This window comes from Nocardiopsis sp. NPDC101807 (assembly GCF_044766605.1).
Taxonomy (GTDB): Bacteria; Actinomycetota; Actinomycetes; order Streptosporangiales; family Streptosporangiaceae; genus Nocardiopsis; species Nocardiopsis tropica.
Genome location: NZ_JBIWMK010000006.1, coordinates 148,198 through 170,665, shown reverse-complemented (window position 1 = coordinate 170,665; position 22,468 = coordinate 148,198). Strand labels below are relative to the sequence as shown.

The window sequence follows — 22,468 nt, the reverse complement described above, 5'->3', positions numbered from 1 at the left end:
TGCCTAGCACTTCTTCCTTATGGAGTTCCTGTTGGTCACCACGCCGAAGGAGTCCAGTACGCCGATGAACTCCATCACTTCTTCGAGCGCCCCGCCCACAGGAACCCGGCAGCTCTTCGACATCACGCACGCGACCTCGTATACATTCTTCGTGCCGTCCAGCGCCATGAGAATCGACCATCCCGAGGAGTTGAGCTCGAAGACCCGCCCCCTGCACGAGATGAAGTGAGAACCCCGGTAGTTCCTCATGCGGACGTCGAGGGACAGTTCCGGCACGTCGGTGGGTAAAACCGCACGCGCCCCACCGCTCACAGCTCGATCGCGGACGAGATCCTTCTGCATACCGATATCACCTCGCGAACCCACCTTCCAGGGGCGGTGGGATCGTAGTCCCGCATGGTCTCCAGAGCCCAGTACTCGTCGTAGGAGAGGACCTCCGTGGAGATTTCCCCATACCTGCGCGCCCTCCATTTGGGGATGCTCGACCCGTAGCATCCGTGGCTCTCCAGGAGGGCGTCCACCGCATGGCCGAAAGCGCTGCGGGCGGAGAGAACGGCACTGGGCAGGTCGTCCACGGAGAGTTGGCCGAGGGCATCCTCGACGTACCCGTCGGAACGGGTGAGGGAGCGCGTCACGACTATGGCCCGGAAGGCAGACCCATCGATTTCCCTCCTGCGACCCTCGATCCACTCATCGCCTTCCATGGGGATGCCTGTCACGCACCTCTCGATGAAAAGCTCCTCCGCTTCCGAGAGCACTTTGTCGGGAGCCGTTCCCCCTTCCTCAAAACGGCTCCAGGCGACCTTCGCCAGAATCTGGGAGACCTGCCCCTCCGTCCAGTACTTGATCTCCCATCTGTGGCCGTGTCCCAGGAAGAAGGCGGTCGGGACCCGGTCGGGCACCAGTGGCACGGGGAAACCGTGTCCTTCACCGTGCTTCCACGCGTTCCGTGAGACGACGTTGAAGTCGAGGTCGCTGCCGTGGTTGGACCACCCCCTGGCGACCGATCCGACGTTGCACACGGCCAGGCTGTCCTCGGGGACCAGGGCTCTCCCTCGCAGTTCGCGGAGCAGGGACCCGGGGCTCCACCCGTCTACCGGAGAGCTCCGCGCGTTCCGGGGAACGGCGATCGTGCCGTCAGGGTTCAACCGCGCCCTCCTCGCAGAGACCGCGTACGGTCGGTCCGACCGGCGTTCCCGCGCCCCCGCGGCCACGAAGGCGGACGGCGCCGGCACGCACTCCCGTGGGCGGCGGCAGCGCCGTGGTGCGCGACGGGCGCCGCCGGGACACGACCACGTACGCGGTCAGATCTCTCCCAGGCATTCCAACTCCCGGAGCGCGGCCTCGTAGTCGTCCTGCGCGACGACGGGGCCGCCGCAGAGAAGGTAGTCACCGACCGGGGTCAGGAGGAGCCATCCCCGGGAGAACGCGTGCCTTCTCGCCTCGGTCAGGGTCCGTCGGTCATCGGCGCGGCGGAGCATGAAGCCCTGGACCGGGAGCCCGGCCTTGAAGCGCCGGTCGACGTCCGTCTCGTCAGGGTCGGTGGCGATCCCGTGTGCCGCGGACGCCCGCCTGGCCTCCTCGGCCTCGGCGGGCTCGACGAGCGCCTCGGCCAGATCGGTCAGAGTGCCGGTGCCGAGGCTGTCGTTGGCCCTGGTGAGCAGTTCGAGGACCTCGGGCTCACGTCCGTAGCCGCGGATCGCCTCCACCACCGTGTCGACGGGAGGGGCGGAAGCAGCGAGAACGTGGACGTCCAGGATGTCCCGCACCTCGAAGGACCTCTGGAAGCGCTCCTCGGCCAGACCCAGAAGGCTGGCGACCCAGTCGTCGTCGGGCAAGGAGGTGCGAGGACGGACCGTGCCGAAGTTGCCCGGCAGGGGCGCGGTGTTGAATTCCGCCGAGGCGTCCCCGTCCAGCAGGTCGTCCTCGGACGGCCAGTGGATCTCGACCGTGAGCTCCCGCCCCTCCTCTCCGTGGAGGGCGAGGAGTATCCGGCTCACCTCTCGCTCCCGCAGCGCACGCCGCAGGCCGGACCACAGTGCCTTCTCGTCCGGGACGACGAGGTCGAGGTCGCCGACCGCCCGTCGCAGGCCCGCCGGGTAGCGCTCGGCCAGCCGTGGCCCCTTGAGCACGCGGCACTCGGCGTCCTCGGCGATGGCTCGGTACAGGTCCTGGTAGTCGCGGTCCCGCTCATGGGCGCGGCGCAGTTCGTCGCGCGCTCCGGTGCCCAACTCCGCGCCTTCCTGTTCCATCACGGAGAGCAGGAGGGTGGGGAGCCTGCGGTGGTCCTTCCTGGCGGCGTAGACGAGCATGGCCGGGGAGAGGTACTCGGCGTCGAGAAGGGACCGGAACAGGTCGGTCGAGATGCTGGGGGTGACGGGTGTCGGTTTCATGCGCCTTCCAGAGGGCCAGAGAGCTTGAGGGACCAGAACTCGTAGATGACGGACCATCCCTGGTCACGAAGCTTGCCGATGATGCGCCGCCCGTGGGAGTCCGCGTCGTTCGAGGAGGCGGTGTGCACCACGTTCGCGACCAGGGGCCGTCCGAGCTCCTGGGCACGGCGCGCCGCGGCCTTCACCAGCCGGCGCTGGGCCTGCCTGGGGTCGGGGGCGTCGTCCGTGAGCGCGTCGACCATCTCCACCCGCTCCTGCCCCAGCACTTCCTCGTAGGAGTCGGTCCTCAGGGTGAGGTGGCCCACCGCCCGTCCCTCATGCACGAAGACGAGGGACTCGCGGTCCGGGGCGTCGAGGATCTGTTGGGCCGTGTCCAGGGCGGCCCCGGACGCGAGCAGCCGTCCTTGTTGTTCGCAGGCGGTCCTGAGGGCGTCTGCCAGCCATGCCCTCACCAAGGGCTCCTCGGACGTCTCGGCGTGACGGACCAGGTCGTCGTTGCCCGGTTCCGTCCGGTGTCCGAGTTGGACGTAGGACAGGTAGGGGAACCAGCCCTCTGCGGCAGGCGCGTGTCCCGAGGGGACCCGCAGGAGGATCCGCTGCGCCTCGGGGTGCTCCTCGACCAACCCGGACCGGAGCTCGTCCATCAGCTGCGCGTCCCCGAGAATCCGGGCGGAGGCGTATTCCACCAGGATCTGCGGTTCGTTCGCCACCGGCTCGCGGTAGAACCCGCTGACGTAGGGTTCCCCCGCGAGATGGCCGAGCAGGCCGGCCTCACGGGCGGACGCAAGGTACACGGAGGAGACCTCGCCTACTCCAGTCATCACTTCTCCGTCTCGACGACGATCGTCGGGTTGGGGGATGTGTCTCGCCGTCTCGGGCGGATGCGGGAAGCCGACGGCTTCCGGGAGGACGGACCCGCTCCCGGTGTCGGGGCCGGCCCGGCCCCGCCCTGCGGGCGGGGTGTCGGGTCCGCTCGCACGGGGGCCATGACGCGCGGAGCACTCGCACGGCCGCCCGCTTGCCGGCGGCCGCGGGCGGTCCCGGGCCTCCGGTGTTCCGAGGCCCCGTCACGGGTATGGTCCGGCGCATGCTCCAGGGTCCGGGCGAGTCCCTCCGGGGCAGGTGGATCGCTCCGACCCCCCACCGCGGCCGGGGAAAACGGCGCCCTCATTTCGGCCGATGACCGAAAAAACCCTCGAAGCAAGAAGCACTCCATTTTCATCAATAAGAGATGCGCCAGCCAGAAAAACAACCGGCGCATCCCGTTCACTGGCGCAATGTATTGACTTCAGATTCAGCGACGAACGATCTTCTTCAGTCGCGGAGCAGAGATAGTGGCTGCATTGTTCATAACCGGGCACCCCCCTTCCCAAACCAAAGTCGGTCAGGAACGAAAACAACCTTACAAGGCACCCTCATAATGATCCATACACAGAGCGTAAAAACCTTGACCCATTTACCTACGGACAGTGAGACGAGTTGGATGCGCAGCGGACACGAGATCTCGGAAAGCTGTAGTGACTTGAGTCACATACCCCCCTTGTTGCACAAGAGCACTTCCATCCGGGTTCGAGAACGGCGGACGCCGGGGAACCGGAGCGGCACCCGCCCGCGCCTGCGCCCGGCGGACGGCTTCCCCACGTCCGCCGCGGGGAGCGCCGACGCCCCGAAGCCCTTCGCGACGCCCCGGGCTGGGCGAACGCCGCATCGCACCCCGGCCTCACGGCCCCTCGGCCCGCTCTCCCGACGGCCCTCCCGGAATGCGGCACCGCGCCCTCCCCCTCAGGTTCGTCCCCCTACGTTCTCGCCCGGACCGGTCGAGCACTCGCCAGCCCCAAACCACTTGAGTAACAACCGCCACATCAGTTGACATGCACAACAAGTGCCACATCCTCCACTCATGTGGAACGGTAGTGGCGACGATTTCCCCAACCGAAAGGCACGAGCCCCGCGAGGGCCATCGGAAAATCGTCCCCTTCCCACGTTCGAGGTTCCGGAGACGCCCGCCGGGCGCATCATTCACCGCCCGGGTTCACACGCAACCCCCCGGGAGACCCGAGGCGCTTTTACGGCGGAGAGCGCCTTCGCCGGGGTGACTCCGCCATGCCGGACGAAATCCCCGCAGGTCTCCGACAGCGCCGGAATTCCACCGCCCGTCGCACCACCGTCCTCCGTATTCCTCGGCGGACGTGCGCACTTCCCCGGTCGGGCACACCGGCGAGGGGAGTGCAAGGGGCCGGGCGGGCACCGGAGCGCTCCCCGCCGCACGCCTGTCGACGGACACACGGGGGCAGGGGGACGCGGGGCTGGGGCGGGGCCGGCCTTCGCGCCCCGTGACCCACAGGCCCCCGCCGGTGGGGCCGCCCCGTCCTCACGTCGGAGAGGTCGGCCCCGTGCGCTCAACCGCGCGGCTGAGGGCCGTGCTCCCGCAGGGCGAGGACGGACTGGATGGAGGCGCCCTGGTGGACATTGAGCACCTCGGAGGACTCGGGCACACCGATCCTCGCCGTGATCCCGGAGCCGCGCCCTCCGAAGAGCAGCGGCCCCAGGAGGAACGGTACTTCCTCGTTCCGTGTCCGACGGGTCAGGTCGTGCAGGAAGCTCACACGCACCTTGTCGACGGCGACCTTCCGCTGGAGAACGCAGTCCTGCCCGGCACCACGTTCCAACGCGTCCCTCCATGCGTCGGCGTCGACCTGACCACCGATGACCACGCCTTCACCGCCCGAGCCGCCGGCCGGTTTGACGACCCATTCACCCCGGTCCCGAATCGCCGACGCCCCGGCGTCGCTCCTGAGCCAGTCCGAGGTCAGTGGCAGTGTGCGAGGGACGAAGGACCGGATGAAATCCTGCTCCCCGCGCGGAAGGCGGTCGATGTCCTCCCAGAGCCAGTGGAGGATGTGCTTGTTGCTCAGAAGCCATGCCGCCTCGGAGGTGAACATCCCCACCCGTCCGGCCCTGACCGACCGTACGAGGTTGGTGAAGCCCGGTGTCTCGGCCTGGTCCGCCGAGAGGAAGAGCCTCAGGACACCGTCGACCGGGCTTCCCTCGGCCAGCAGCCTGTCCTCGTGGTCGATGCCGAGGTCGTCCACGGACACGAAGACGAGATCGATGCCCATGCTCCGGGCGATCGGAACCATGTAGCCCTGGGCCTCGGCGAAGCGTTTGGCCGCCTCGTAGCCCGGAATCGCGCCGCCGGAGAAGGCGGGGACGAGGAGTCTGTGGCCGGGACGGAGGCCGAGGTCCTCCACGATCGACTCGAACCTGCGGCGCACCGCGTAGCCGGTCACGGAAAGGTCCGCGGCAGCGGTCGTGCTCCCCTTGTACATGTCGACGAAGGAGGCGCCCATCTGGTCGAGCGGGACAGCCCCGCCGACCGCACCGTCGATGTTGACTTCGAGTACCCGGGGGACGCCCTCCTCCAGGACGAGGTCGGGGCGGACCGACGACAGCAGGTGCCGGCCCAGGGGCTCCTCCGTGTCGAGCATGGGGGTCAGCGCCTCGCTGTAGCCGAGTGCCGTGCACAGTTCCCCCGCCGTGCGCGCTCTGCGCAGGGCCGCCGAGAGGATCATCTCGGTGACCCTCCAGGAGAGCTCCTCCAGGCGCCGGCGGTCCGTGTCCGTGATGACCAGGGGGTGCGTGGGCCACCACGGGCCCGCCGCCATGAAGACCTCGGAAAACATCTCAGGAGCGGCTTTCCCACCGATGTCGAGGTCTCCGGGGGCGAAGAAGTCGGCCCCGAGGACACGGATCCGTTTGCTTTCATACTCGCTCATGGGCGTTCGGACTCCAGTCTGTGAGGGGGAGATCGGCTACGGGGCAGTGCGGGCGGTCATGAGGAACCATCCGAAGAGGACGAGGGAGACGAGGCAGACCGTGGCCAGACCGCCCATGCCGAGACTCGAGAAAGCGAGCCCAGAGATGAGGCCGGCGAGCAGGCCGGCCCCGCTCATCCCGATGTCGCTCAGGGACTGGACCGGGGGGCGTTCGGTGGGGGAGCAGGAGTCCGACAACATCGCGGAGGAGGCGATGACCCCGAAGGACCACCCCACCCCCAGCAGGAAGAGGGCGGCCGCCTGATACGCGACGCCGGCCTCCCCCACGGCGAGCATGCCGGCGGAGACACCCAGGAACACCGCTCCCACGGCCAGAGTCGGGAGTGTGCCGAGACGGTCGCTGCACCACCCCGCCACCATGCTGGGGAGGTACATACCGGCGAAGTGGATGCTCATCACCAGGCCGACGACGCCCATGCCGTGCCCGGCATGGTCGTGCAGCTGCAGTGGCGCCATGACCATCAGCGTGGTCATGACGAACTGGCATAGGAAGATGCCGATGATTCCGACACGGACGCGCTTGTTGTTCCGGAAGATCCTGACGGCGACCTTCAGGGCCTTCTCCTTGACCGGGTCACCGGAAGCTCGCCCCACACCCCCTTCCGAAGCTTTCGCGATATCGATGGGGTCCGGTCGCAGGAAGAGGAGGGAGAGACAGGAGCACAACGCGAAGGCCGCGGATGAGAGGAGGAAGGGGATGGCCATGGGGTCCAGCCGGGAGCCCGCGGCGTAACTCTGCGAGAGGTCGATCGTGTTCGGTCCGACCAGACTCCCGAACGCCGCGACGAACAGCATGCTGGACAGCACCCGGGCCCGATAACGCGGGGTGCTGACGTCGCTGGCCGCATAGCGGATGGAGTATCCGGCGGCCGTGGCCGTGCCGAAGACGACCAGGGACGCCAGCAGCAGCCAGGGGTTGGCCTGGAGCACCGATACCGCCGCGGCCAAGGCGCCCAGGGCGGCGACGGCGTAGACCTTGGCCAGCGCCTTGCGGCGGCCGCCCGAACTGATCATCCTCGCCATGGGGAAGGCGATGGCCGCCGACCCGAGCACGAGTGCCGACTGTCCGAGGCCCGCGAGGGAGGACGTCTCGGAGACGTGTGCCACGGCCAACGTGCTGATGGTGACGCCGATCGCGATGCCGACCCCGCCGACGATCTGGATCAGCACGAGGAGGGCCAGCACTCTGGCGCGCACCCGGAGGCCGAAGGCGGAGTGCCCTCCCGATGTTTTCTGATGTGCCACTGGATCCTGTCCTGGTCTTGCGGACATCACACGAGGTCCGTGTAGATGCCGTTGTCCTCGAGTTCGCGGATTCGCCGATAGGACCTGTCGATGTCGGCCGCGCTGCCGGAGAGGTAGACGAACCCGGGTGAGGTCACCAGGTCGCGTGTCACCGGCAGGAAGTCCCCCTCCCGGCAGGAGGAGGCGACTTCGACCACCCCGCCCAGGCGCCGATAGGCCTGGATCCAACCGGTACCGCGCACGCGGCCGGGGCGACGGTTGATCAGATTCATGTACAGGAGGTTCGTGTCCTCTCCCGCCGGAGGAGGCACTATCGTGGCCCGTCCGCGCGAGGTGATCCAGTCAGCGGTCGCGCCGACGTGGGACGTGCCGAGGTACTCCTCCAGGACGTGCGGGCTCTGGGCCCCGCCCAACCGGGCGGCCAGGTCGACGAGGACCGGCCCCCGGGGGGTGAGCATGATCTCGGTGTGCGCGGGACCGTTGCGCACGCCGAGGGCGGTGAGCACCTCTCGGCAGTACGCGAGGACGGCCCCGGCCCGGTCGCTCCCCCGCGGCACGAGCTCCTCGAAATCGTAGACGGGCTCTTGCGAGGGACCTACCGTCTTGGAGTACCTCCACAGCTCCACGACCGTGTGCGAGCCCTGGTCGGAGACCGTGTTCACGCAGTACTCCTCGCCGGGGAGGTACTCCTGGATCATGGCGTGGGTGTTCTTGTACCCGAGTACGTTGGCCGAAGCGGAGAAGATGTCCTCCACCGCCTTGACGACCTCTCCGGCGGTCAGGCACATGCGGACTCCGTCGGTGGCCGCGCTGCTGGTCGGCTTGACCATGACCCGGCCTTCCGCGAAGTGGGCGCGATACTCTCCCTCCGCCTCCTCGGCGGACCTGACGACGACCGAGCGGGCATGGTCCAGCCCCGCCTCGCCCAGGTACTGCGCCATCTTCTGCTTGTTCCTCCGGGCCCCGGGCAGCAGGGGCTCGTTCGTGGGCAGGCCGAACTTTCCCGCGATCCTCTCGGCCAGTTCGACCCCCGTCTCCGTGCCGGCCAGTACGTGATCGACGGGTGCGCGACTGAGTTCGTCGATCAGTTCGTACTCCGGCAGATGGCCGAAGTCCTTCGTGAAGAAACCCTGTGGATAGTGGGTCGCTAAATAGGCGGGCGGATCCTCCATGCTCCGCGCATGCAGCACGAGCGCACCGCGCCGAACGAGTTCGTGAGCCAGATGCTTCCCGGACGAGAAGGCATCGATAATAAGGATTTTCACCGTTCGATCTCTCCTTGGTCTCTACCGCTCAGTGCCAGCCGGAGGATTTCATCAGGTCCAGGTGCGCGGAGACCTCCTTGCGACTCTCCCCGCACAGGACGCCCAGCACCTTGGAATGGCCTCCCCACGCGAATGTTCCGGTCAGGGGTATGAAAATCCTTTCCTGAGCCAGACGGAGGAGGAACGAGTGGTTCTCCCCGTGTGTATCGGCGCACTTCCATGAACGGAACAGCCGGGTACTCCGCCCGCCAGTTCTCGCGCCTTCGAGGCACAAGGCCGGTGTCGAACCGTTCAACCGGAAGTTGAGGTCGATGACCTTAGGCCCGGACTCGGACACGACGACGTCGAAACCACAGAAACCTCGGTAGCCCAACTCCGCAGCGAACTCCGCCACATGTCGCCCCAGATCGACGACTTCCGAGCGGGGCTCACCGGAGATCCAGTTTCCCTGGTACTCACCCGCGTCGTTGACGATCTGGTTCGCCGACCCGAGGTAGAGGATGTCATTCTCATCGGATATCGCGAAGTTCACACACCAGTTCTCCTCGACCCGGACATACTCCTCTATTATCACCTTCGATTCCGAGGCGAACTCCTGGGCGGCGCGCCTTACGTCATCATCGGAGAAGCAGATTCGCACCCCCTCCCCACCGCCGAGCGATTTCTCCGAGGCAACCTTGAAAACCTTGGGGAACCCGAGAGGGCTGGCACCTGAAAGCAAATGCCCTGGAGTATGCATGCTCCTCTTGGGAACGGATTCGGCCGGGGCCAGCTCACCCATGTTCGCCTTGTTGTTGAGCCACACCAGCAGGGACCTCTTATGGAAGTAGACGTCTTCCTTCAACGCCCCCCTCGGATGTGCGTGCTGAAAAACCGTGCTGCTTTTCGGCAGGCTCTCCAGTATTTCTTCGTACTCCTCTCTCCCGGAGTAGGGCAGAACTTTTGGTAAGCGCATTCCAGCAGCCGAAAGCAGATCGACGTTCTCTGAGAGCAGGGTCCTGCTGTGGCACAGGAGCGTCGTCTCCCCGGCCATGCCGAGCATCGCCCCGGTCACGTGGTCCCGCTGCCCCTGGACGCCGGCGCCCCCCGTATAGGGCTCCCTGGGGTTCATGAAGCTCTTGGCGCCGTAGACATCGGACAGTTCGATCCGGTACATCCCATGGCGGCGTTCGGTTCTAGTTTCCATCGACTCTCCCGATCCTCGATCGACATTCGCGAAAAATCCGTGAGCGAATCGGCGGAGAGTGGATTCGCTCACGGATGCGTTTCAGGTTCTTCAACCCCCGGTCGCTCTACGCCTCCTCGTAGTAGAAGGGCTCGTAGTCGCCCTTCTCGTATACCGCTCTGAAAGCCGAGTGGTTCTGGTAGACATAGCTCTCGTAGACCGTTCGGATCCGGCCGTCACCGAACACGATCGGCACTCCGTGCCAGGGGGCGATCGCCGTCTCGGGATCGGTCAGGTACGGGGAGTACTGTCCCGGCTTGGGATGCACGGTTCCGCGAATGGCATCGGGCAGCCTCGTCTTGATCAGTTCCATCCTCTTGATGGTGACCAGGAAGACCATGTAGTCGAAGGCGGTCCTTCGGCCCCTCTCGTCCACACCCTCGCGCATCCTCTTGATCAGGGTGTTCGTGTCGATGCCCGTGTCGGTCTCGTGCTTCACCAATTGGATGGCGGCGGCGTTCAGGGCCGTGGTGTCGGTTCCCAGGCGCATCGCGGCGATCAGTTGGTCCCGGAACTCGTAGTCGGGCTTGTTCCACTCGGCCTCGACCTCTGGAGCGACCAGCCGCTTGACCTCCTCGAACTCCGCAGCCCGCTCGTCGACGAGGTCCTGCAGGTCGAGAAGCCCGATGGACTCCTCCGCGTCGAGCTTGCCGACCAGGGTCCGCAGTTCCTCCACGTAGGGCTCGTCCGCTTCCGGGCTGGAACCGTAGAAGGGCGAGTAGGCGCGACCGTCCAGGAGAATGATGAACTCGACCCCGGGCGGGTAGACCGTGCGAACGTGGTCCGAGACGTTCTTCAACCTGAGAAGCGCGTAGGCCTCGCTCAGGTCCGGTCGTACCCTCCGGTGCGACCAGGGGTTGTGCGGCCTTCCCGGGAAGGAGGGGATGACGATCCGAACGGGCGACCGCCGTCCGACCGCCTCTTCCACCAGTCGGGGGATCTCCGAGCCCTCGGCGTGGGTGTGTGACTCGGGACCTCGTCGGTGGCTCTCATCGTTCAGGACCGCGAGCACGCGCTCTGCCACCGTCCGCGCTGCGTCGTCCGAACCGGTGCCCGGTTCGAGGAGGGCTCCCTTGAACCCGTATCTCTCGATGAACCCGGGGTAGTCGAACTCAGGAATGATTCGGGCTTTCAGCGGCTCCCAGGACTGATTGGCCTCGATGAGGCCCTCGATCGTCGTCCGCACGTCCGGCTCCGTGTACGAGACGTACGTGAATTTGTTATCAGGCAAGAGTTCCCCTTTGATTCTGGTCGGATTACCGCGGAGAGCCTGCCCGGTCAGGCCGGGCGCCGTGCTCTTCATGGACGAGCTGACCGCTGGAGTCGATGGCTCCCACCGGTCGTGTCAGCTCCGGACGAATTTATGCGTAGCCGCACCTGGCGAAAGCGAACAGAATCTTTGCGCTTCCCGCGCCCCCGGTCGACAACGGTGTCGCCCACGAGCACGGATCGACCGCTTTCCGATCCCCGATGCGATGGGCAAGGGCTCGGGGGGGCTGACTTCGGAAAGGAGGGCGTATTCGCGCGGACCATCGGTCGAAAACAGTGCAGGATTCCTGTACTGCAAGGCAGGGGATCGGACAGCGGTCTGACCTTGTGCGTGCAGATGACCATCCCTTTCCCTCTTCTGTGCAGCAATCAGTACTCTGCCTCCGCACCGCCGCAGAGGAGCACCGCGCCCCGGTGCGCAGGCTCCGCATCCGTGGGATGTTCGGCGTGGAACGCTTCCCTGACCCCTACACCCCCACCTGCGTGATCGTGAGACGCGCGCCGGGTGGGCTCCGCCGGACCGCACCCGATGTTCTGCCTGGCATATCATTCGCGAAAACCATGGATAAAACATAGTCCGGTCGCTCTTGCAGCACTCTCGCAATGTACAGTGCAGCGATCAGGAGAGTACATCGAGAACCGAGCACCATGACTTCGGAAATCCTGGAAAAAAGACCCCGAGCCAGGGAACCATAACCGCCTCCCCCAAGGTGTGCATATAGCACCCCTTTTCTTTCCCGACGCAGAGCTTACGCATCCTTTAAGTAGAAGACAACCGGGTGTCCAGATCCGGCCACCGGGCGGCCGTCCCGAGCGTCGAAACGCCCTCGCGAGGTGGTTGTCCATTCACGGTTCGGTAACATCTCATCTGCTGGGATGAGGGCCTCCCCCGGCGGGCGACACATCTTCCGACCAGTGGCGACGATGCCTGCCTTTGATACGGTCGGCCGCACGAGCGTTCCTATGAATATCCTCCCGCCGGGCCGCTGACTTCATATCTCCATGTCAGAACCGCAGGCCATGGGTATTCCATGGGGCGCTTGGGCGCTCGGCCTCTCTGGACAGGGGCGGAACACACACCCGGGGAAGGACCGTGTCCTCTCGACGCCCGGGGGCCCGGGAGGCCCGCCGTGGGAGGACCGTCACGGCGGTCGCGGCCACGAAGGGATGCGCCCATGCGCACCCGTCTCCCGTGGCGCGCCCGCCGCGACGCGCCCGGATACAGGTCCCCGCCGGATCAGGGGTCCTTGTCGCCGTGCGGACGGGCCACGGGATCGCCGCCGCCTCTCCGGGGGTGCGCCTGGGACGGTCACCGGAGACCGGTGGCCTCCCATGGATGCCGGCGGGAGTGCGACGGCCAGGATCCGAACCGACGGTCCCCTGCCGCGGGAGCGCCCCTCACGCCGGCTCCGGAGCCGCAGGACCCTCCGGAAGCCCGCGGGGCGGCTCCGCCGTCCACGGGGGCGTACCCCTCTCCCCGACCGGCGGCGGGCAGGGGCGAGGAAGACCTTACAAGTGCCCCATAGGGCGATCCATGAGCAGAGTGTGAAAACGTCAGGCGACGCACTCACCCTCGGTGATGAAACTGCGGATGCGCAGCGAATATCGCAATGGGAAAACGACCGGTGACGTGCGTCACACGCCTTTCCTCTTTGTCGGACCGGTGTTTTCGGGCGGCATCGAATACGGGATGAATGCCCGGCCGCCCCAGGGGCCCGGACCGCGCGACAGGCCCGGCAAGCCCTGCAGAACCCGGCTCCAGAGGCTCACTGGAGTCACACCAGCCACAAGAGATAACATCTGCAACCGCCACCAGGGCCTTTTATCATGTGGAAATCAGGTGCTAGTATGTCAACGCCCAAAAGGGCTTGAACACCGTAACTCCCCCGCCCCCTCTGCGAGCAGAGAAAACACCGCCAGGAGTGAGGGGCCTTCGGCAGCCCGGCTCCGAACCGTCGGAGCTTTTTATGCGACTCGCGAACCGGCCTCGTGTTCGCTTCTGCCGATATCTCCGGAGGAGGTGCCGCCGGAACGGCCGACAGAACGAGACCCCCCGGGAAGTCACCCCTTGCCGCACCGCGCGTCGGTTCGAGTCCGGACCGTGCGGTGCGCGTGCGCCCGGCCGTCACCCTCCCCCTCGACGGACTGAGCGAAAGGACTGTGGATGAGCGCTCTGGACATCACCGACCTCACACGCGTCTACAAGAACGCCGGAGGTGAAGAAGTACAGGCATTGGGCGGTGTCTCCCTCCAGGTCCCCCGAGGGGAGGTGCACGGCCTGCTCGGGCCCAACGGCGCCGGCAAGACGACACTGTGCAAGATCATCTCCACGGTGCTGCTGCCCACCACGGGCCGGGTCAGCGTCCTCGGCCACGACGTCGTCACCGACACCAAGCGGGCCAAGAGCAGCCTGGGGATCGTCTTCGGCGGTGACAAGGGCGCCTACGACCGTCTCAGCGCCCGCCAGAACCTGAGCTTCTGGGCGGGTGTGTACGGACTGAGCGGAAGCAGGCGCCGGCGCCGGGTCGACGAGCTCCTCGACCGGGTGGGACTGGCTACGCGCGCCGACGACAAGGTCGGGGGGTTCTCCCGCGGCATGAAGCAGCGGCTGCACCTGGCCCGCGGGCTGGTCGCCGACCCGGGGGTCCTCATCCTCGACGAGCCCACCGTGGGAATGGACCCCGTCGCCGCCAGGGACTTCCGTGCCCTGGTCGGTGAACTGCGCAGCAACGGGACCACGATCCTGCTCACCACCCACGACATGGCGGAGGCGGCCGCGCTCAGCGACCGGGTCTCCCTCATCGACCAGGGGCGGATGATCCTCACGGAGAGCCCGCGCACCATCGGTGACCTCGTCTCCACCTACGAACGCGTGGACGCGCGCGATGTGCCGGAACCGATACGGCAGAGGATCGAGGGGCTTCCCGGTGTGGTGGCCGTGACCAGGACGGGTGACGGTGTGCTCCGCACCGAGACCGAGACCCCCCGGGCGACGCTGGCGGTCCAGCGGATCCTGGTCGAGGCGGAGATCCGCGAGGTGGCCCGGAGCCGTCCCAGCCTGGAAGAGGTCTACCTGCACCTGGTCGGGCGGCGCGGCATGAGCGTGGAACGGTGACCCCCGCGCTCAGCAGCCTCCTTCTGGGCCTCACCTTCCAGGCCCGGACCATGGCCCGCAGTGTCGACACCTACTTCACGCTGGTCACGGCCCCGTTCAGCACGATCATCCTCATGTCGATGATGCTGTATTCCGGCCGCACCGACCTCGCCGCCTACGCCGTGGTGGCGCCCACGCTCATGACGCTGTGGGCGGCCGCACTGATGTTCGCCGGCGAGATGGTCAGCGATGACCGGGAGAACGGGCGGCTGGAACTGCTCGTGGCGTCCCCGGTCTCGCTCGCCATGCTGGTGTTCGGACGTCTGTGCGGGGCCATGCTCGTCTCCCTGCCGGCGTTCCTTCTGGCCATCGGCGTGGCCGGCGTGTTCTTCGGCTACTGGATCACGGTGCACCACCCCGTGGTGTTCGTCCTGGCCGCCCTGGCCATAGCGGTCTCCACCGCCGCCACCGCCACAGCGCTCTCGGCACTGTTCATCGCGGCCCCGGGCGCCCGAATCGTACAGAACACCCTTTCCATGCCGATGTACGTACTTGCGGGCGTCATGGTCCCCGCCGTCCTCTTCCCTGGCTGGTTGGAAGGCGTGAGCCGACTCCTCTACCTCTCCTGGGGCGCAGACCTGTTCCGTGACGCCCTGACGAGCGGCCCCGTGGAATCAGTCGCCTTCCGGCTGTTCATGACCCTGGCCCTGGGCGCCCTCGCCCTGGCCCTGGGGTCGCTCACGCTCGTCCGCTTCATCCGCCGAGCCCGTGCCGACGGGGGCCTGTCCCGTGCCTGAAAGGAGAACACCGTGACCTCACCCGTACAGGCCCTTCGCACCGTACGTCTGGGCGCTGTCATCGCACGCGCGGACTTCGCCGCCTTCTACACCTGGAAGACCTGGCTTCTGGGATGGTTGATCCGCCTGGTCTTCCAGGTGCTCTTCTACACCCTCATCGGGGTACTCGTCAGCGACCCGGACTTCACGCGCCACATCGTCATCGGCGCCGCGGTGGTCACCTGCGTCACCGAGACGATGCTGGCGACCGCGTCGACGTGCTGGGACCGGTACCAGGGCACGCTCGGGTCGCTCGTCGCCTCACCCGTCGAACCAGGCGCCTTCTTCTTCGGCCGCAGCCTCCAATGGCCCTTCTCCGCCATGGCGACGACGTCGATCGCCCTGTTGGCCGTCCCCCCGTTCTTCGACGTGCGCTGGGCGCTGTGGCAGATACCCGTCCTGGTCGGCATCGTCTTCCTCACCAGCTTGTCGACGTACTGCATGACCCTCCTGATCGCCTCGTTGACGCTGGTCCACGACCAGGCCCGCAACGTGATCGGCTCCATGGCCGGGCTCTCCGTCATCGCGATCTGCGGTGCGATGGTGCCTGTCACCTTCTGGCCGCTTCCGGTGCAGTGGGTCGCGCAAGCGCTGCCGGTCACGCATGGCCTGGCAGCCGTACGCCTGGTGGAAGCCGGAGCCCCGGCAGGCGGGGTCGCCTCATCGGTCGCCGTCATGGTCGGAGCCGCGCTGGTGTGGCTCGCCCTCGCCTTCCTCTCCTTCCGCATGGTGTTCGCCCGAGCGCGGACGGGCTACGGCGCCTTGTCGTGACCGGTCGGCCGGCACCGGCCCGGATCCGGCCGGTTCCGCTCCCGGGCCTCCGGCAGTGCTCCCGCCCGGTCCGCCGCCCGGGGCCGCCCGGGCCTCTCCGGCCCCTTCCCGGCCGGTGTCCGGTCTCCGGCGGCCCGGAGGGCGCCCCGCCACCACTCAGCAGCGGTGTCCGGGCGCGTGCCGCACTCCCGCGCGGGGGCATGGCCCTGGGCCTGCCCGTGCCCGTGGGCCTCGTGGTGTACCGCACTCCTGCGCGGGGGCCGGGCCTCAGTTCGCCGAGGCGCCCGGGCAGGTGGGGCACGTGCCCACGCCTCCGCGCCCACCGCTCCCGCCCTGCCCCCGGCGGTGGGGGCGGATCGATCCCGCTCGGCCCGGGTCGCGTCATGCCCCGGCCACGGGCACGGCCGGGGCCCGGGACGTCCCACCGGCGTACCCGGCGGGGGTCCCGCCCGCCACGCGCTCCCGCGTCAACATCTCATGAGGAGATCGGTGAGCTCCTCATGAGAGAAATCGACCGGATTGTTGCGGAGTCTCTGAGCGTTCACGGTGCCGGCCAGTTCGCGGGCCTCGGCCGAGGTCCGCACCCCGACGGCGGAGAGTTCCATGGCCAGGCCGAGGCGGCGTCCCAGCCCGGCGAAGGACTCCCCCAGACCGGCGGGGTCGGAGGCCCCGAACAGCCGGACCAGGTCGTCGACGGCCCGCCGGTGCGTCGACCACCGGACGCCCGGCCGCAGATCCGACGCGGCCGCACGCGTATGGACGTCCATGAAGGCCCCCAGGGTGAGCGCCACCGCGTGGCCGTGGTCCACTCCGTGGCGTCGGGTCAGACCGTAGGACAACGCGTGGGCGCCCGTCGTCCTGGAGAGGTTGATCGCACGTCCCGCCAGATGGCTGCCCACCGCCATGGCCCTCGACGCGCCGGCATGCGGCAGCAGGACGAAGTCCTCGATGCCGGAGAGGAGCACCTTCAGCCCGCGGCGGGCGAGGTTCCGGCTCTCCTCGCACGCGCCCACGGCCCACAGGCTCTCGATCGCCTGGGAGACGGCGTCCATGCCGGACACCGCCCGCCGGTGGGCGGAGCAACTCTCGCTGAGCTCGGGGTCGATGGCCACCGCGTCCGGCAGCAGTGCCCGGCCCGACACGGAGAATTTGGCGTCGCCGACGTACAGGACGGCGAAATGCGTGGCCTCACTGCCGGAGCCCGCGGTCGTCGGCACCAGCGCGAGCCCCATGCGCCGACGGTCGACCGGTTCTCCGGACCGGACACGGTCCTCGATCTCGTGGGGAGGCACGTCCTCGAACGCGCAGAGCATCTTGGCCATGTCCATGGCGCTGCCCCCGCCCACCGCGACAACGGTGTCGGGCCGCATCTCCCGGACCAGGGCGAGGCCGCGCTCCAGGTCTTCGATGTCCGGGTCCGGGGCGAAGCCGTACCACTGCCAGACCCGTGTGCGGCCGTCGAAGGAGCCCAGCATTCTCGACGCTCCGGACTCCTCGAAGGACCGGGCCCCGTGAACGATGAGCACTCTGCCGGCCGACAGGCTTTCCACCAGCTCCGGCACCGATGAGACGGAGCCCCGGCCGTACCGCACCACCGTGCCGGGCGGGATCACGGTCGCGCTCCTTCCGTCCATGCCCGCATGAGCGCCGCCCTGCTCTCGGCCGGGGTGGCCCGGGGGCGTCCGAGGTCGGGGCGGCTTCCCGGCCTCACGCGGATCTCGAGCAGAGCGGGACCGCCCTCGGCCCTCAGCGCGGCCAGTTCGTCCGGCAGCGCCGCCAGGGAGGACACGGCCGAGGCGTACCGGTACCCCACGCTCTCGGCCAGGGCCACCACGTCCACCTGGTCGATCGAGGTGGGCTGTCCGCCCACGCTGTCATGGACCCCGTTGTTGAAGACGACGTGGAAGAACGTCCGCGGCGCGTGCCGTGCGATGACGGGGAGCGCTCCCAGGTGCATCAGCAGCGATCCGTCCCCGTCCAGACACCACACCTCCCGCTCCGGCTCCTGCAGGGCGATGCCCAGAGCGATCGAACTGGCGTGCCCCATGCCGCCCACCGCGGTGAAGTCCATCCGTGCGCTCCCCCCCGGCCCCTCCCGGTGTTCGGCGAGCTCACGGCTGAGCATCCCGGTGCTGGACACCACCACCTCCTCGGGTCCCAACTCGTCGGCCAGAGCGATCAGCGCCGTTTCGCGACTCGGCAACGCGGGGGCCGGTCCGGCGGGCTCCGCGGCAGCGGGTGCGAAGGTCCCCTCCTCCACCAGCAGGGCGTACGGCGTCCTGGAGGAGACCGAGAGGGCGACGGCCTCGTGGAGCGCCGCACCGACCGCTTCCGGGTCGCGGGGCAGGACGGACCACGGCAGCTCCAGGGAGTCCAGCAACGCCGGCGTGGTCCTCCCCATCATCCGGTGCTGGGGCTCGTCGTGAACACCGGGCCGCCCCCGCCAGCCGATGAGGAGGAGCATCGGAATTCCGTAGATCTCGGGACCGGCCAGCGAGGTCAGGGGGTTGATCGCGTTTCCGAGGCCGGAGTTCTGGAGGTACACCAGGGCCGGTGTCCCGGTACGCAGGTAGTGGCCGATGGCCAGGCCGACGGCGTTGCCCTCGTTCGCGGAGACCACGTGGCCGGCACCCGACGCCGGGTCGTCGACACACGTGTTGAAGGCCTTGAGCAGGCTGTCCGGCACTCCGCAGTACAGCGATACGCCCTCCGCCGCCAACCGGGCCACCATGTGGGCGGGGTCGATCACGCGACGTTCTCCGGAATGACGGACAGGATCTCCCCGATCGAAGCGAGCGTGGGTTCGGCCTCGTGTGCCCGGCCGTGCCGCAGGATCGACTGGGCGACCCTGGACATCTGCGGATAGACCGCACGCATGAGGTGGTTGGCGTAGATGACCATGTTCACGCCCGCATCGACGAGTTCGGCCTCGCGCACACTGCTGTAGGAGGTCGGGACCACCACCAGGGGGACACGGCGGGCCAGCTTGTCGAAGTGCTTGCAGAACTCGAAGACGTCCGAGGGGTCCGACCGCCTGCTGTGGATCATGATGCCGTCGGCTCCGGCGTCCATGTAGGCCTCGGCACGCCTGACGGCGTCGTCCAGGCCCTTGTCCAGGATCAGGCTCTCGATGCGTGCGATGACCATGAAGTCGTCCGTGATCTGGGCCCGCTTACCGGTGCGGATACGCTCGCAGAAGTCCTCGACCGAGGACTGGACCTGGGGGACGGCCGTGCCCAGGAGCGAGTTGCGTTTGAGCCCCTCCTTGTCCTCCACGATGACCGCGGAGACCCCCAGCCGCTCCAAGGAGCGCACGGTGAACCCGAAGTGCTCGGGCCGTCCCCCCGTGTCCGCGTCGAACACCAGCGGTTTCGTGGTGACCTCGAAGATCTCGTTCACCGTCAACAGGCGGGAGGACACGTCCACCGCCTCGGTGTCCGGTTTGCCTCGTGCGATGGAGTCGGTCAGGGAGGACGACCACATGCCGTCGAACTCCCTCGGGCGGTGGCCGACCTCGACCGTCGAGTTCTCGATGACCAGCCCGGCCAGACCGTTGTGCGCCTCCAGGATGCGCACGATGTCCTTGCTCTCGAGGAGTCGGCGGAGCCGTGAGAGCCGGAGGCTCGGTGTCGTTCCGATCTCCCTGAGCGATCTGTTCAGCTGGGTGGAGGAGATGCCCGGGGTGTACTCGACCTCCACCAGCTGTCCGCCCCACTCCGCCAGTACGTCGATGACGCGCTGCCGGGTCTGCCTCTGCACCCCCGTGCACCAGTCGTCGCCGTGCACAACGAATTCCGGACGGATCGCCCGCAGGTTCTCCGTATAGTCCAGCGTGCGCTGGGGAACCACTGCCACGACGCCCTTGAGGTTCTCGACCACCGCCCGGCGCTGCTCGAAGGTCATATGCGGGAGCCGCTTGTAACTGGCGATCGCAGTATCGGTCAGAAGACCGATCATTATATCGCCTATCTCTTCGGCCCGCCTCAGGATATTGATATGGCCAGGGTGGATCAGATCGGCGCTCATACCGACGTAGACGACCGGTCTCTTCATGTGACACATCTCCCCAGAATGGATATTTTATTCGACGAGCTGTCGCAGCGCCTCGTTCCTGGCATCCCTGTCGAGCATGTCGACGTTGGCGCGATAGCATCGCGCCCCCCTCACCAGGCCGGCCAGTTCTCTCCGCATCGAGGAAAGGGAAGCGACGTATGCGTCGAAGTCGTTCCCGTGGTGGGCCAGGAGGTCGTCCTTGAGCCCATAGGTGGTCACGGCGAAGGAGAACTGTTCCATGAAGGACTCCGCCGCGGGGGCCGTCACGGGGAACAGCCCCTGCGCGGACGCCGGGTCGTAGTCGGCGACGACGATGTTCCTCACCCGTGCGCTGCCGGCCTGCGGGCCGTCGAAGAGCGTCGCCGCGTCGGTGACGTAGTCCCCCGACTCCATGTGCGGTGTGAGGCCACGCCGGTCGATGATCTCGCCGAAGCACCGGTCGCGCCGCACCCGTATGGAGGACGGGACGCCGTGGGCGACCCCGTCCCGCACCAACGTGTGGGTGTTGCTGATGAACCGCGCTCCCTCCAGGCACGCCTTCGTCAGGAAAACGGTCTTCCCCGCACCGTTCCGGCCGATCAGCAGGGTCGCCCCTCCGCCGGGCAGCTCGAAGGCCGCGGCCTTCAGGTGGAGAAAACCCCGGTCCGCGGAGAAGATCGTCAGAATATGCTTGACAAAATAGGGCCAGACCGTCTTCTCGAGTTTCCTTCCGAAAACGTAGAAGACATTTCCGACGGTGATGAGGTGAGCCGGTTCCCCGAAGTAGTGCACGAGGTAGTACCCGTATGCGAACCTCTTGCCCCGGAATGTTTTATCGACCTTGTCCGCGTACCTGGCCTCATCCACGTGATCGCGGTCCAGATCGATGCAGACGACCTCGTAGTCGGCCTCTTCCTCCTGATCTTCGCAGAAGGAGGAGAAGTAGCTGTAGGCCGGGAACGACTCCAGGTTCGTGGACAGCCGGAGCCTGAGAAGACCCAGGTCGATCAGCCGGCTGCTGCGGATGGTGAGGCCTTCCATGATCCCGATCATTTCCTTTGACTGGAACTCGTTGAGGTGATCCTCGTGGACTTCACCTTCGACGGCCATTCCTGGTAGGGGGAGGACAGGAAATCCAGGTCGCTGCCGGGTTCGCCCCGCATGATGAAGCACTCCGCTCCGTCCCGGGCGCACGTCAGCAAGGCGTCCAGCTTGGTGTGCATGGCTCCGGTGGCATCCCACTCGCTGCTCTTCCACAGCGCGGCGTAGGCCTCCTGCGGCGCTTCCGCGTCGACGTGGGGGAGGATCCGGTCGCCTCCTTCCCCGTCGACGACGATTCCGTCGACATCGGTGAGGACCACCACCCGCAGGTTCCCCCCGACCAGCGGCGACAGCAGCTCCGGCACCCGGTCGCTGGAGAAGACGTGGATCCGCCCGTCGTCGTCGAACAACACGTCACCGGACAGAACCGGCAGCACACCGTGGTCCAGCAGCTCCCGGAGCAGGGAGGATTCGAGCCGGGGCTTCCCGTCGCGCAGCACGCACATCGCGGCCAGCTGCAGCGGGAAGGCGTCGAACCCGACTGCGCGGAGCCGGCCCGCCCAGCTCTTCTTGACCTCGAACGTGGCCTCGGTCAGGCCGGCGAGGGAGAAGGCGTTCGTCGCGTCGTGCTGACGTATGGCCCCGTGTCCGAAGGCGCCGCCACCGCTGATGAGGACCAGGGGCACCTTCAGCACACGGCTGAGCCGGTACAGGCTCAGTGCCGTGCGCGACATGGCGCCCTCGTCCAGATCCCCGGGCTTGTCCTTGCGTGAGAACAGGCTGCCGCCGACCTTGACGGCCAAGAGGTCGGGAACCATTCCCTAGAATCCTTCCTTCTCGGAGGTCCGCAGCGCGAGAGGGCCCCAGCTGTCCGGCGCCTTCCACCGCGACCAGCCGCTGTCCCACCACTGCGTGCCCTCCCTGATCGACTCGGCCAGGCCCGCCGCCTCCGCGCGTATGGCCGCCGCCTCCGCGGCGGAGAAGTGACCTGACCGCACACGCCGCTCGAACTTGTCGAGATCCTTCCAGCGGCAACGGCTGGCGCCCGCCGGCACGATGAGGTCGATCTCGTGGTCCAGGGTGCTGAAGCCGCCGGCCTCCCTGCGCAGGGGTGCCTCGAGGTTGACGTACCACTGCCGGAAACCGCCGGTGTCGGGGTCCTTGACCACCCACACGGAGTGTCGGCTGCCGGGACGGTGCAGCTGGAGGACCCCGGCGCTCTGCCAGAGGTCGCCGACGTGGGACCACGGATGGGCCCCCCAGCTGAACCGGCCTGTTCCGAAGTCGAGTCGCGTCCCCCGGGACAGGTACAGGGCCACCAGGCCGGGACTGTCGACCACCACACGCACCGGGTAGCCGATCCATGTGCGACCGTCCAGGACGTCACGCCGCCGGACGATCGCGCCGTGGCCGAACCCCTTCACACCCGTCACCTGTGGACCAGCGCTGCTGTTCAAGCCC

18 protein-coding genes are annotated in these 22,468 nt (G+C 67.5%); 3 read left to right on the top strand and 15 right to left on the bottom strand.

Annotation, left to right across the window (positions count from 1 at the left end):
* Positions 1-3: 3 nt before the first annotated feature.
* From ACIRPH_RS19650 to ACIRPH_RS19610, 9 genes are all read right to left on the bottom strand, one after another.
* Entirely contained in the window at positions 4-342 is a 339-nt protein-coding gene (locus tag ACIRPH_RS19650) for a PqqD family protein (RefSeq protein WP_402916313.1), read from the bottom strand.
* Positions 309-1,148 (bottom strand): hypothetical protein, encoded by an 840-nt coding sequence (locus ACIRPH_RS19645; protein ID WP_402916311.1) that lies wholly within the window; start codon positions 1,146-1,148, stop codon positions 309-311. The genes ACIRPH_RS19650 and ACIRPH_RS19645 overlap by 34 nt, the downstream gene beginning before the upstream one ends.
* 156 nt (positions 1,149-1,304) lie before the next feature.
* Complete coding sequence (locus ACIRPH_RS19640; protein ID WP_402916309.1) at positions 1,305-2,393, bottom strand: nucleotidyltransferase family protein; 1,089 nt, start codon at positions 2,391-2,393, stop codon at positions 1,305-1,307.
* Complete coding sequence (locus tag ACIRPH_RS19635; protein ID WP_402916307.1) at positions 2,390-3,214, bottom strand: hypothetical protein; 825 nt, start codon at positions 3,212-3,214, stop codon at positions 2,390-2,392. The genes ACIRPH_RS19640 and ACIRPH_RS19635 overlap by 4 nt, the downstream gene beginning before the upstream one ends.
* A gap of 1,578 nt (positions 3,215-4,792) precedes the next feature.
* Positions 4,793-6,169, bottom strand: a complete 1,377-nt coding sequence (locus ACIRPH_RS19630; protein WP_402916305.1) for a hypothetical protein — start codon at positions 6,167-6,169, stop codon at positions 4,793-4,795.
* A gap of 36 nt (positions 6,170-6,205) precedes the next feature.
* Entirely contained in the window at positions 6,206-7,474 is a 1,269-nt protein-coding gene (locus tag ACIRPH_RS19625; protein ID WP_402916303.1) for an MFS transporter, read from the bottom strand.
* Between the two features lie 26 nt (positions 7,475-7,500).
* Positions 7,501-8,739 carry an ATP-grasp domain-containing protein gene (locus tag ACIRPH_RS19620; protein WP_402916301.1) on the bottom strand — a complete coding sequence of 413 codons (1,239 nt, stop codon included), beginning with the start codon at positions 8,737-8,739 and terminating at the stop codon, positions 7,501-7,503.
* Positions 8,740-8,767: 28 nt separating this feature from the next.
* Positions 8,768-9,925 (bottom strand): ATP-grasp domain-containing protein, encoded by a 1,158-nt coding sequence (locus ACIRPH_RS19615; protein ID WP_402916299.1) that lies wholly within the window; start codon positions 9,923-9,925, stop codon positions 8,768-8,770.
* 106 nt (positions 9,926-10,031) lie between these two features.
* A complete protein-coding gene (locus tag ACIRPH_RS19610; RefSeq protein WP_402916297.1) occupies positions 10,032-11,195 on the bottom strand; it encodes an L-tyrosine/L-tryptophan isonitrile synthase family protein in 1,164 nt (387 codons plus the stop codon).
* Between the two features lie 2,202 nt (positions 11,196-13,397).
* Here ACIRPH_RS19610 and ACIRPH_RS19605 point away from each other — a divergent pair.
* From ACIRPH_RS19605 to ACIRPH_RS19595, 3 genes are read left to right on the top strand one after another with little or no spacing between them, the layout of a single operon-like run.
* Positions 13,398-14,348 (top strand): ATP-binding cassette domain-containing protein, encoded by a 951-nt coding sequence (locus ACIRPH_RS19605; RefSeq protein WP_402916295.1) that lies wholly within the window; start codon positions 13,398-13,400, stop codon positions 14,346-14,348.
* Positions 14,345-15,124, top strand: a complete 780-nt coding sequence (locus tag ACIRPH_RS19600; RefSeq protein ID WP_402916293.1) for an ABC transporter permease — start codon at positions 14,345-14,347, stop codon at positions 15,122-15,124. Before ACIRPH_RS19605 ends, ACIRPH_RS19600 begins: the two co-directional genes overlap by 4 nt.
* Positions 15,125-15,136: 12 nt before the next feature.
* The gene (locus ACIRPH_RS19595) at positions 15,137-15,934 is read left to right on the top strand and encodes an ABC transporter permease (RefSeq protein ID WP_402916291.1); all 798 of its coding nucleotides are present in this window, start codon (positions 15,137-15,139) and stop codon (positions 15,932-15,934) included.
* A gap of 467 nt (positions 15,935-16,401) precedes the next feature.
* Here the strand turns inward: ACIRPH_RS19595 and ACIRPH_RS19590 are convergent, their stop codons facing one another.
* The 6 genes from ACIRPH_RS19590 to ACIRPH_RS19565 are packed head-to-tail and all read right to left on the bottom strand — an operon-like array spanning position 16,402 to position 22,464.
* Positions 16,402-17,568, bottom strand: coding sequence for a phosphonoacetaldehyde reductase (locus tag ACIRPH_RS19590; RefSeq protein WP_402916289.1), 1,167 nt, complete (start codon positions 17,566-17,568; stop codon positions 16,402-16,404).
* Positions 17,544-18,683 carry a phosphonopyruvate decarboxylase gene (gene aepY, locus ACIRPH_RS19585; RefSeq protein WP_402916287.1) on the bottom strand — a complete coding sequence of 380 codons (1,140 nt, stop codon included), beginning with the start codon at positions 18,681-18,683 and terminating at the stop codon, positions 17,544-17,546. The genes ACIRPH_RS19590 and aepY overlap by 25 nt, the downstream gene beginning before the upstream one ends.
* Positions 18,680-19,987, bottom strand: a complete 1,308-nt coding sequence (gene aepX, locus ACIRPH_RS19580) for a phosphoenolpyruvate mutase (RefSeq protein WP_402916285.1) — start codon at positions 19,985-19,987, stop codon at positions 18,680-18,682. The genes aepY and aepX overlap by 4 nt, the downstream gene beginning before the upstream one ends.
* A gap of 27 nt (positions 19,988-20,014) precedes the next feature.
* On the bottom strand, positions 20,015-21,010 hold the full coding sequence (locus ACIRPH_RS19575; RefSeq protein ID WP_402916888.1) for a FomB family phosphonate monophosphate kinase: 996 nt from the start codon (positions 21,008-21,010) through the stop codon (positions 20,015-20,017).
* A 5-nt stretch (positions 21,011-21,015) separates the two neighbouring features.
* The gene (locus ACIRPH_RS19570; RefSeq protein WP_402916283.1) at positions 21,016-21,825 is read right to left on the bottom strand and encodes a hypothetical protein; all 810 of its coding nucleotides are present in this window, start codon (positions 21,823-21,825) and stop codon (positions 21,016-21,018) included.
* Positions 21,826-21,828: 3 nt separating this feature from the next.
* Entirely contained in the window at positions 21,829-22,464 is a 636-nt protein-coding gene (locus ACIRPH_RS19565; protein WP_402916281.1) for a DUF402 domain-containing protein, read from the bottom strand.
* Positions 22,465-22,468: the final 4 nt, after the last annotated feature.

Bases quoted from the DNA above. Each gene is read 5' to 3' on its own strand.
- ACIRPH_RS19650 (WP_402916313.1), bottom strand. From the start codon at position 342: ATGCAGAAGGATCTCGTCCGCGATCGAGCTGTGAGCGGTGGGGCGCGT.
- ACIRPH_RS19640 (WP_402916309.1), bottom strand. From the start codon at position 2,393: ATGAAACCGACACCCGTCACCCCCAGCATCTCGACCGACCTGTTCCGG.
- ACIRPH_RS19635 (WP_402916307.1), bottom strand. From the start codon at position 3,214: ATGACTGGAGTAGGCGAGGTCTCCTCCGTGTACCTTGCGTCCGCCCGT.
- ACIRPH_RS19630 (WP_402916305.1), bottom strand. From the start codon at position 6,169: ATGAGCGAGTATGAAAGCAAACGGATCCGTGTCCTCGGGGCCGACTTC.
- ACIRPH_RS19615 (WP_402916299.1), bottom strand. From the start codon at position 9,925: ATGGAAACTAGAACCGAACGCCGCCATGGGATGTACCGGATCGAACTG.
- ACIRPH_RS19605 (WP_402916295.1), top strand. From the start codon at position 13,398: ATGAGCGCTCTGGACATCACCGACCTCACACGCGTCTACAAGAACGCC.
- ACIRPH_RS19590 (WP_402916289.1), bottom strand. From the start codon at position 17,568: ATGGACGGAAGGAGCGCGACCGTGATCCCGCCCGGCACGGTGGTGCGG.
- aepX (WP_402916285.1), bottom strand. From the start codon at position 19,987: ATGAAGAGACCGGTCGTCTACGTCGGTATGAGCGCCGATCTGATCCAC.
- ACIRPH_RS19570 (WP_402916283.1), bottom strand. From the start codon at position 21,825: ATGGTTCCCGACCTCTTGGCCGTCAAGGTCGGCGGCAGCCTGTTCTCA.